Annotated in this window: 6 protein-coding genes; 3 read left to right on the top strand and 3 right to left on the bottom strand. The window is 49.9% G+C overall.

Annotated elements, in window-relative coordinates; genetic code table 11:
- Positions 1-168: 168 nt before the first annotated feature.
- Entirely contained in the window at positions 169-1,158 is a 990-nt protein-coding gene (locus AC58QD_RS28065; protein WP_497338353.1) for a hydroxyacid dehydrogenase, read from the bottom strand.
- 140 nt (positions 1,159-1,298) lie between these two features.
- Between AC58QD_RS28065 and AC58QD_RS28060 the strand changes: the two genes are divergently transcribed.
- Entirely contained in the window at positions 1,299-2,690 is a 1,392-nt protein-coding gene (locus AC58QD_RS28060) for an extracellular solute-binding protein (RefSeq protein ID WP_497338352.1), read from the top strand.
- Between the two features lie 105 nt (positions 2,691-2,795).
- On the opposite strand, the gene AC58QD_RS28055 is transcribed toward AC58QD_RS28060, so the two are convergent.
- Complete coding sequence (locus tag AC58QD_RS28055) at positions 2,796-5,207, bottom strand: alpha-galactosidase (RefSeq protein WP_497338351.1); 2,412 nt, start codon at positions 5,205-5,207, stop codon at positions 2,796-2,798.
- Between the two features lie 174 nt (positions 5,208-5,381).
- On the opposite strand from AC58QD_RS28055, the gene AC58QD_RS28050 reads away from it, so the two are divergent.
- A complete protein-coding gene (locus tag AC58QD_RS28050) occupies positions 5,382-7,289 on the top strand; it encodes a WD40 repeat domain-containing protein (RefSeq protein WP_497338350.1) in 1,908 nt (635 codons plus the stop codon).
- A 442-nt stretch (positions 7,290-7,731) separates the two neighbouring features.
- On the opposite strand, the gene AC58QD_RS28045 is transcribed toward AC58QD_RS28050, so the two are convergent.
- Positions 7,732-9,972, bottom strand: a complete 2,241-nt coding sequence (locus AC58QD_RS28045; protein ID WP_497338348.1) for a family 78 glycoside hydrolase catalytic domain — start codon at positions 9,970-9,972, stop codon at positions 7,732-7,734.
- 162 nt (positions 9,973-10,134) lie between these two features.
- Between AC58QD_RS28045 and AC58QD_RS28040 the strand changes: the two genes are divergently transcribed.
- Positions 10,135-11,013 carry an AraC family transcriptional regulator gene (locus tag AC58QD_RS28040; protein ID WP_497338347.1) on the top strand — a complete coding sequence of 293 codons (879 nt, stop codon included), beginning with the start codon at positions 10,135-10,137 and terminating at the stop codon, positions 11,011-11,013.
- The last annotated feature ends 41 nt before the right edge of the window (positions 11,014-11,054 follow it).

Genomic DNA, 11,054 nt, shown 5'->3' with positions numbered 1-11,054 from the left:
CGAAAACGATCCAACAGTACCCTTGGCTACATGTCACCGATGCGCTTCGAACAGGAGTACTACAGACACGTTGCCTGAGTTAGGGGGGTCTACTTTCTTGACAGAAGAGCACACACACAGCAAAAACCGCCCGAACAACAGTCCGGACGGCCGCAAGCCTATAGATCATTAGGCCAGAATACTCATCTGATCGCTGGTAACCTCGCCGCGCATCTTCTCATTATTCAGGAAACGCTCAATATCATCAATGATAAAGGCGCCCAGTCGATGCAGACCATTATTGACGGAGCCGGCGATATGAGGCAGCAGAATCGCATTAGGTAACTCGCGGATAGGATGATCCTCTGCAGGAGGTTCAGGGTCCGTAACGTCCAGTGCCGCGAACAGTCTTCCCTTACGCAGCTCCTCAATAAGTGCGGGCTCATCAATGATCGACCCTCTTGCGGTATTGATGAGGATACAATCATCCTTCATCAAAGCCAGGGTCTCCTTGTTGAACATCTTGTCAGTCTCAGGCAATGAAGGAGCATGGATCGAGATTACATCTGACAGGGCAAGCAGCTGTTCGAATTCTACCTTCTTGGCACCTAACTCCGCTGCAGCCTCATGCGTAATAATAGGATCGTACAGCACAACCTTGACATCGAAATTTTGCAGCAGCTTGATATAATGTCCGCCAGCTTTGCCTGCCCCGACGACTCCTACAGTTACCTCATACAGCTCTTTTACGCGGGAAACCCCGCGCCAGCCCCCGGCTCGAGTATCCTGCGTCAAGCGCCACATGTCCTTCAATGAAGCGATGGTCAGGCCTAACGCAGTCTCCGCTACTCCTTTGCCTAGCGGTTCAGTAGCGTTGGACACGCGGACTCCTTTATCCCAGAGCTCGGGGGTGACGATGCCCTTAATGGTACCGGCTGCGTGCAACACGGCCTTCAAATTAGGGGCGGAAGCAAGAATATCTTCATTGATCGCAAGACATCCCCAAGATGTGATGGCAATATCGGCGTCCTTGATCTGCTGCTTAGTCTGCTCGGGAGTGATCGGTCCGCTATGCTCGTTCAAAACAACTTCCCCCAACGCTCTGAGGCGTTCAATTTGTTCTGCGGTGAACACACGGTCTATCGTTTCTTTACTTTGTAAAAAAGCAATTCTTGTCATTATGAATAATGGCCTCCTTGAATGAATCTGGTATACTATGGTATGATTATAAGAGCTTATTGCTCGGCCTGTCAACTTCATTTTTACCATTTTTTATACCAAAAAAGACTACGTTAAGACTTATCCGGAGGACACGTGTGATGAAACCGAAACGAAGCATTTCCAGAAGCAGAGTGGAGCAAATGGTGGTCTCCTTGAGAAATGATATATTGACCGGGCACTATCCCGTAGGCAGCTACTTACCCTCGGAGATGGAGCTGTGCGAGTTATTCCAACTCAGTAAAGTTACGGTGCGCAAGGGCCTGGAGATTCTGGTCACAGAAAGCTATATAGAGAAGGTGCCTAGAATTGGCGCGAAGGTGGTTAAATCGAGAAATGCTGAAGGGATCACAATCCGATTCGGCTATTATAAATCGACCGTGCAGGAAACCCATATTTTGAAGCTCGTTCATTCCTTTCAACAGCAATACCCGAATATCCAGGTTCAACCGGTGCCCGTGCATTTTGCCCACAGCCGGGAGGGGATCACGGATTTCATTCGCGAATCCAACTGCGACGTAGTGATGCTGAATCATTCCGATTACGAAGTTTTGGAGGATGCGACAGTAGAGGATTATTTGGAACCGCAGGAACTGGGGGAAGGCACTTATCCTTTTTTACATAAACCTTTCCTAACCAATGAACGGCTCTATGTCCGTCCCTTCGTGTATACTCCGGTAATGCTCTGCTATAACAAAGAACATTTTCATGAGATGAATTTGCCCGAGCCTGACGGCAGCTGGACTTGGGAGGATGTCAAAGAGGCGAGTGCTAAGCTTACGAATGGGAAGGATCGGTATGGTCTGTTTTTTCATCTGTTGTCCGATAATCGTTGGCCCTTGTTTCTGCTGCAGAACGGGGTATATTTCAGGCGCGATGAACAGGGAAAGTATGATCTCCGGGGGGACGATAAGCTTAAACGCGGTTTGCGCACATGTATGGAGCTGATCAGCGACAAGAGCTTGTTCCCGACTTATTTGTCTGAAGACGATTTTGATGTGGAATCCTTGTTCCTCAAACAAAAAGTATCGATGATTCTCGCGACTTACTCTACCCTCAATACGCTCACGGAAGCATCGTTTACTTATGATATATCGCCTCTGCCCTTTCAAGAGGAAGCTAGTACGCTGCTAGTCGTAATCGGAATCGCCGTAACCCGCGCATCAGCCAATCAACAGGCGGCCAAGCTGTTCCAGGACTATTTATTATCCTACGATACCCAACTGTATATACGGCGTAATACGCTCAGTATTCCTGCTATGAAGATGGCCGCAGAATGGTCTGGAGCAGAGAAAATATTGCGTCCCTCCAGGTTCCAGCTCTACCGAGAGGTGATGAATACGTTCCGTTATTACTCCGATCTTAATCTGACCAGCTACGAGCTCGCGGCGGTACGTAATGAATTGAAGTTTTACTGGTCAGGATTGGACAGTCTGGATACCGTCCTGGAGAGGATAGAAGGAAAGCTGGAGAGCATGAAGGATGAGCTTTGATTCTGGGCTATTGTGGTATACAATAACGAATCCGCGCTACAAGAACCGCCGGTTGCTCTAAGCAGCCAGCGGTTTCTTCTTAGTAACGCCCAACGCACGCAACACTCATAATCCTGCATAATTACCGACTTTAAACTCAGCAGTTCGTTCAAAATCAACTCGCCACGTAACAGTCTCGACGTTAAACGCCAGCCTTTTCATCGCAATCACCATGTTGTCCGAGCGAATCTTGGCTACGTTAAGCCCTTCGTATACTAATGGCTTCCATCCTGGAGGTAAGCGGAAATACAAGTTGCCCTGCTCTCCAGCGGGACGAGTGCACACTCCCTTGAGAATTCCTTTGTCCCCGTTCCACTCTAACTGAGCAATCTCTACTCCGCCTTGGGTGATATGCATATCGGTCGACAACACCCATGGGTGATTCCTGGCTTTGCTAATCCTCAGCACCTTCACGCTATAAGCAGGAACCTCAATGTTCACGCTCCCCACTACTTCGCCCATATACATCTCATTCCAGAAATCGAACACGGTATAGGGGGTTTCTGCATCGTCGAGCCCTAGATCACCAAGACGTAGCACCACGGACATCGGTGACGCTCCTGCATTCAACACCCCCACGACATTCCAATCCTCCCATGGTTTCTTCACATGCAGGTTGAATATGCGAGGGGAATCCGGTGCTGCTGCTGTAAACAGATCCACGGGTCTGGCCATTTCCGTGTATTGAGGCAAACATTTCTTGATCAGCGCGAGCCGCTCATCACTGATAGTAGCGATATCATCCCCAAGCACGACAGGACCGGAAGATAATCCGAACATACTTACGGTTGCCCTTGCTTCCTCTAATGGGATAGGCTTGTCCACGGTTAACACATTAAAGCCGTCATTATAGTACAGCTTGCGGTCTGTGAAGTACGTATAGGCCATGGAGGAGGCGACCGTGTTGATCAGATTCCAGCCATGTATGGTGTAAGTAGCCGGATATTCAGCCATCGTCTCAATCAAGGGACGTCCTTCTCCGATATCTGGGCCGACCCGGACCGCATCAACGCATCCGACATTCTGGAAAGTCGTTCCGGTGGAGGAGAGGAGGTATGTCTCTTCGCCGGCAGCTTCGCGTATAATTTTTAAAGCCTCTCTATACACCTCAGGTCCCTTGATCTTGGTTCGGTCGTAATACTCATCATATGGAAAATGCCCAGGAGTTATCCCGGAACCAGCATATAGGAAGTCGATCATGAAGAACCGAATCCCGATCTTGTTGTAGTACTCGAACACCTTCCTCAGAAATTGCTTAGTGCGTGGGTGGCTGCCGTCCAAGCTATAAAAGCCGACACGCTTTTCCTTCGGGAGTGTACCTGATTTTCCATAAGGAGATCTATAGTTGTTAAAAATATATTCGCCATCTTTCTTAAGCAGGTTATCCTTGTGCTCCTCGAAAAGGTCGGAACCTTTGTTAGGAATCCAGAAGGGAGCAATCCAGAAGCCAAGTTTCTGCCCATTCTGCTCCAGCTTCTGGATCAGCCACTCCCAACCATGAGGGAACGCCTCCAGATTCTGTTCCGTCCAATTACCGGGAAGCATATCTTTTAGGTTGCCGATGCTCGTCCAAATGTTTTTAATGCCGAATCCGCCTAATTTCTGCTTAAGCGCTGCTGCATTCTCCAGTACGATTTCTTCGTAGGTTTCCTGAGAGAAGCCATCTCTCCAGGTCCAACCGCCGACCCAACCGAGATTGGGACGAGCAGCGAACTTGGGCTTATAATGCTCGCTCACTCTGCTGGCCCAATCCTCAAGGGAAGTGAATGGATTAGCAGCAAGTTCGAGATAAGCCGTTTCGGAACTCATAAGCTGTCCTGGAACCAGCTCGTAACCATCAAAATTGCATACGGCTTCCAGAGCAATCGCATCTGCTCCAGACTTATATGTATATACAAGCTCCGTATCAGCCCGGTCAAAAGTCAAGAAGCTGCAGTTAAGAGCAGCACCGGATTCAGGGTTATATAGCAGTCCAACCGTCTTACTCGTATGAACCCCAGATTCTGAACTTATGACTTGTACGGAATTGTTAATCACCCAAGCCGATTGGCAAAGTACATTGGTGCGGGAGGGATGCTCACCCATCATGATGGAGGAGTCTGTGGATTCGCTGCTGTACAAGAGCTTGCATTTGCCCAAGGTTACGGAGGAGTCAGGAGCTTCATTCAGAATTTGAACCTTAATCGTTAGAAAGGCGGCTTCGAGGTAAACCCGGAATAACACCTCCAGCTGGACAGAAGGTTGGTCCAATCTGCTTGTTATCGCGATCTGCGTATATGCGCCGTGAGCATCATTTAATCCCGTGCTTTCCATAGTCGAGGTGATGTGGCGGAGACAGGAGTTCAAGCTCCCGTTAATCTCAATAGCAACATCCATATTTCTTACCTCGGCGCGGTCTCCAGAATGAAAGGACCAAGCTGGAATCGCAGCGTCAAAAGTGAAGGTTCCGCCCTTGTTCACACAACTGTACTTGTCCATATCATCCACTCTCCATATCACTGATTTGGGATTTTGGAAACGTTTTCGACGTAAATCTATCACTAACTTTGCAGCCTGTCAATTAATAGATGCGGCTTGTTAATAGAAAGCTTATACTGGTCTTAGACAGGATCCTGATCGCAAGGAATCACATGAAAAATGAGGGGGATACAGATGACGGCGAGAGCATTAGGAAGTCCGATTCACACAGTCAGTTATGTGGCGGCGGCTTATCATTCAGGGGATGCGGATCGAAGTCCGCAGATCTATGCAGTATCTTGCGGCAAGATTGCCACGCTGCACATTATTGATGTTTTTACTGGGGACTGCTTACAAACTTTTGAATTGAATGGGGGCTCGACTCACTGCTGGGGGATTGATCTCTTGCCGGACGGTACCGTGTATATGGGAAGCACGCAGGGGTATTTTTACAGACTGAAGCCTGGCTCCTCTGAGTTGGAGAATCTGGGGTTGGCGCTTGAGAGCGAGAGCTTCATTTGGCGGGTAAAGGCAGATGTCGATGGAGTCGTATATGGGGGGACTTTTCCGAACGGAAAATTGTTTGCCTATGACCCGAATGCGAACAGCTTCCGGGATTACGGTCAAATAGTGGAGGGGGAGAAGTATCTTCGCAGCATCGCCATTATCGGAGATACATTGCTTGTTGGGATCGGTACGCAGCGCGCAGCATTTGTAGCGATTGACAAGCTAACCGGGGAAAAGACTGTAATCCCTCTGCCTGTTGACAAAATAGATGGTGAGACGGTTTATGACCTAAATGTAATTGGTGACCTGGTATTCGTTAAGCTTAGTCCTTCCAATGTGCTGTTGGTCTACAATTGGACAGAGCGGCAGTGGGTGGATCGAGTGGAAGGCGCAATGGGCTGGGATGTATCCAGACCGCATCCGGAGACGGGGCAAGTGTATTTTGTTCAGGCTGGACGGTTGGCTGCGTACCATATAGCGGAGCGAAAAGTAACCCAGACCTCGCTTGAATGTGATCAACCTGCCAGAGATTTCGGCTGGATCCAGTGGCAGGATCAGACGGTATACCCGGGCTGGAGCTTGATCAGCGTCATGCAGGACGGCAACTATTGGATCTATAATCCGCAGACGGATCGCGGGGAGATTCGGGAGACAAAGGTTCCCGGGCAAGAGAACAAACTCCAGAGCTTCGCCATCGATCAGCACGATCGCCTGCTTGTCGGGGGATTCTTCGCTGGGGGCTTCGCGATCTATGATCACAAGCGGGATGAAATAACCGAGTATAAAAGCGTAGGACAGCCAGAAGGGTTGGTCGAATTCAAGGGCCAAGTGTATCTCGGCGTGTATCCCTACGCGAAGATTTACCGATACGATCCAGGAAGCGAGTGGCAGCTGGGCAGCAACCCATCCCTGCTGTTCTCGCTGAAGGATCGGGATCAGGATCGGCCGTTCGCGTTCGTACCGGCTGGAAGAGAGCTCGCGATCGGGACTGTGCCTTTCTATGGCCATCATGGGGGAGCGCTCACCCTGTATGACCCTGAGACTGGGGAAGTGGACTTGCACCGGCATGTGGTGGAGAATCAGAGCTTGATCAGCCTCACCTACAGAGAGGGGATCATCTACGGAGGCTCGTCCATCCACGGAGGATTGGGAACGAGTCCAGTGGAATCGTCTGCCCGAATTTTCGCTTGGGATACAGAGACGCGTAAGAAAATCGGAGAGGTCACCCCCGTAGAGGGCTCTAGCTCTATATATGCTCTTACCTTTGATGATCAAGGCTATCTGTGGGGACTCTCGGAAACTCATTTGTTCAAGGTGGACCCGGCGGGATTGTCCGTCCTGGAGACGATCGATCTGAACAGCTTCCTTCCGGAAAAGCCCAAGCAATGGTACGGCTGGCATGCCGGCAACCTGTGGTTCCGATCAGACGGTTACTTGTACGGCAACATTATTGGCTCCTTGTTCCGATTCTCTCCGGCCACACGTGATGCGGCCCTGCTGCAGGAGAATGTCGGTCTTAGTATAGCGGATCGAGCCGGGAATCTGTACTTCAGCAGACAGACTGAGCTGTTCGTGATCGATGCGTTAGAGCAGTAAAAAGGGGTAAATGGTTAAGGCTCATCCAGATGAATGGATGAGCCTTATTGTGCATGGGATGCACACTTGTCGCACATAGGCTGATTAGTTAGCAGAAGTGTTGCTGCTTAGGTCCTGCCTCTTATGAGCTCCTGTTCCTGGCTGCGCCTGCGGCCTTGCTAATCGTGGCCAGTTGGATAATAGTGGCTCGCCGCCAGATAAGCCATGTTACTATTGGAAATTTGGGCCATTTCATCACTCGGGCACTAATTAGCCAATCCCACTATCCCCAATTTCCACATTGGGAACCAATTTTCCTCAAAACCAAGCTAATAACCAGTAGTAAAACAGGCTATCTTAGAAAAAGTCGTCTTTTCCGCTCCTATAACCTATACTAGCACTGGCTAACTGATCTCCTCTGGAACTAATTAGTAACTAATTGATTCGTAGATCGAGAGACATCTTACTTGTGCTGCGAAACTTCCGTCATGAGTCGGGCACTTGTTGTGCCGCTCCGGACTTGAACATGAACGCGCCCGGCTGCAGTCAGGAAGGAGAGGTCGAGATCCGGGACATTCGGTGCCACAGCAGGATCGATCATGAATCCTGTCCAACCGGCATCCGACGGACGCAGACCCAGAATATCTTCAATCAGAACGGGAATCGGCGAGCTCGCCCATGGATGACACAGGCTGGTATTGGCCTTCAGCTCCTTGGACCAGCTCTCGTAGCAGGTCGTCGCTCCTTCGCGGAGCATTTGTGTCCAGTAACCGTAAATGGTCACTGGTCCGTACGGCCCTTGCAGCTCGTGCGGCTCCTCGGTGACGAATAGCGAATAGACGAATTCCCGCTCCCCCGCTTGGGCTAATGCCTTCAGGTAGAAGAAGGAGAAATACACGCCGCACGATAGCCGTTTCTGTTTAAGGAAGCGAACCACGCTATCGCTCCCGCCTGCTGGAAGCATGTCGAATAGCAAAGGCAGCGTATTAGCGTGCATGGAGCTGTGCTGCGAGTGCTCTGCGTCCGCGAATAGTCCTGTCTCCGGCCGCCAGAATACAGCTCGGAATGCTTCTAGTACGCGCTGCTTCTCCGCTTCTGCTTGAGGTTGCCCAAGGAGAGATCTAATGGCGTCATTGGCACACAACGCACCGTAGTAAAAAGCGTTAACCACATTATGGCATCCGTCCGCTACAGGCTTCGTCAGCTCAAAGTCGTAGCCGTCCCGCTGGTTGAACGGCCAATCGACAAGGTTCCATTTGTCGCCTACATTCTCCAATAAGCCGTCGCCCCGCTGATAACGGGAGAAATAGCGGAGGATCCCCTCGGATATAGGCGCCATCTCTCGTAAAAATTCCATGTCGCCGCTATGCTGATAGTAGGTCAACAGCTGCTGCGGCCATTGAAGCGAGTAGTCGGCAATTTCTTGCATAAAGTGACCCGGTGATACGGCCATCATCCCTTCACAAATAACCGTACTTGCAGCGAAATCCTCAAGAGCTTTGCGATACATGCCCAGATCGCCTGTCAAATACAGGTGGGAGAGGGCTGTTACGGTATTGTCACCTAGATATTGTCCCTTTTCGCGTGACGGGCAATCGGTGTAATGCTCCTGTGTGGCGTACTGAACGCCTTTCCGGCAAATCGCCCATACCTCATTCAAGGTAGGGTCATTCGATGAGAAATCACAGGCTTGCTCCGGAAATGGATAATGACGCACAATGGCCGCAAAGCTCTCTGGTACAATAGATTCCCCAGAACCAAGCACCTCGACATAGCGAAATGCTTTGTAATCATAATACTCCAGCTCATCACCCTCATCCCGCCCCGATAACGTCCAGGTTTCCCGGTAAATGCAGTTGCATCTTAGCTCATCCCGCACATCCAGTTTGCAATCTTCCTGCAGCTCTTCGCCGCAGCGTATCTCAATCTGTTCACCGGCTACACCGCGAGCGCGCATGGTGAAGCCGCCCGTAATTTCTTGGCCAAAATCAATCCAATAACGATTCGGCTCCCGCTTGATCACCTGTTCAGGATTAACACGGTACACAGCCACAGTTGGGGTGTGCTGCATGACGAGCGTGTGATCGTCATCCAAGCGCTCGCTCACAGATTTCCAACTGGAGTCATCGAAATGAACTTGCTGCCAATCCAAGAGCTGCTTGCGGGCATCGATCGACTCGAGAAACTGTGTTTCATAGCCAATGGTGGGGGCATTAGGACCTCCATACTGATCGGCCTCGGTATAACACCAGCTAGTGTCTGTACCTAGGAGAACATCACCATCACAATTGACAAGCTCAGCTAGTAGACCCTGTCGGTAATCCCCGCTTGTGAAGGCCCGGTTCACCAGCCCCTGATAGTAGACATGGACCGCGATCACATTCTCTCCTTGCACGAGCACCTGCGAAAGGTCATACCTATTATAATAGTAACGGAAATGATAGCCTTGCGAAGGCCCTTGTCCAATGAATTGCCCGTTCACATACAGCTTGTAATAGTCATCGGCCGTAATGTCGAGCCACAAGCCGCCATTCTGCTCCGATAGGTGCACCGTTCTGCGAACCAACATATGGACATTGCGAAGATTGGGATCATGCTCGGGTGCCGTCCGGGGCTCCATTTCCTTGCGCAGCAGATCCAGTGGGGGGAGTGCAGCGAATGCGGGATGTGTAATCCAGCGTGCAACCCAGTTTTTCTCTTTCATGTCATTAACCTCCGCTCGCGGTTTTGGTTTCTTTCTTTTATAATAACCTGACTTTATACTAAGGGAAGAAGAGTACGAATTCTAGAATGATATGGCTAAAATAATAGGATGATCTGCCAGCGGAGGTGATGCGCCCTGCATCGATATGAGAATGTGCAATTTATGGATCACGATGATTTCTTGTTTCATATTTTCCAGCATCGCATAAGTAACCGTACAGTTGACCCGCACTGCCACGAATTTGTGGAGTTCATTTACATTTATAATGGTAAAGGCAAGCATGAGTACCAAGGGACAACGTACGAGGTAGCTGCTGGAGATGTCTTGATCATTGAGCCGGAAGCCGTACACGCTTATCATGTGGGAAAGAATGAGCGATTGGAAATATTCAATGTTCTGTTCCATCCTTCTTTTTTCTCCAAAGAGCTGGGTATTCTGGCCAAAGAGTCTTCATTCGTGCAGTTCTACTTCCTGGAGCCTTTCCTGCGCGCCTCGTCACCTATTCCGTCTCACCTGCACCTGATTCCTACGGAGCGAATAACCCTGCAGCTTTTAATAGAACAAATGATGGCAGAGTATAAGGATAAAAAGCATGGCTACAAGGTCCTGTTGAAAACGAAGCTGATGGAATGTTTCATCTATTTGAGCCGCTGTTACTTACGCCGCGAGCAGGCCTCCTTAACCAAAGAAGCAAACGAGCAAGTATTAATGGAACAGGTCACACGTTTTGTACAGGCCAATTTCGATAAATCTATTACGCTGGAACAGATGGGGCAGTTGTGCGGAATGAGCGAGTCTGGGCTTCGTCATAAGTTCAAAGCACATACCGGAATGTCGCTTCTGGATTACCGCAATAGCGTACGGATTGGAGTCGCGAAGCAGCTTTTACAGCAAACAGACTGGCCCGTCTCCGAGATTGCGTTAGAGATCGGCTTCAACGACATTAGCTTCTTCAACCGGGTATTCAAGCATTATTGCCAACAGTCACCGAGACAGTACCGCATGCAAGTGCTGGCTGTTGGTGCTGATGAGAATGAATAAAAGCTAGAGCAGGTGACAGACGAAAGACACCGGATCATGAG

The organism is Paenibacillus sp. J2R1T-4 (assembly GCF_059692235.1).
This window is presented reverse-complemented; position numbering and strand designations above follow the sequence as displayed.